The following is a 261-nucleotide window of genomic DNA, read 5'->3' on the forward strand; positions in this document are numbered from 1 at the left end:
CGCTGGCCTGCGCTATCAGGGCCACCAAAGTTATGTATCTTTTCATCTTCACGTTTTAGTACCGCCCTACAAGAGAATGCCGCGACATCTTTGCCTTATCTGCCTGTCATCATTCACACTCAACAAGAGGCGATGATTTCAGGCTGCAATGGTTTTTATTTTGGCAACGAGTCACCGACATTCCAGATGGAATTAACCGAACAATATCCGTCAAAGGCGTTATTATTAATTGCCGAACAAAATACCGAGTGCATTATTGGT

Annotated in this window: 1 protein-coding gene; it reads left to right on the plus strand. The window is 44.1% G+C overall.

All coding sequences use genetic code 11. The annotated features are described in order from the left end of the window. The coding region (locus tag V5P19_RS23840; protein ID WP_334408034.1) for a YfiR family protein at positions 1-261 on the plus strand (261 nt) is incomplete at both ends.

The organism is Enterobacter sp. UNJFSC 003, from assembly GCF_036903355.1.
In the GTDB taxonomy this organism is placed as follows: domain Bacteria; phylum Pseudomonadota; class Gammaproteobacteria; order Enterobacterales; family Enterobacteriaceae; genus Enterobacter.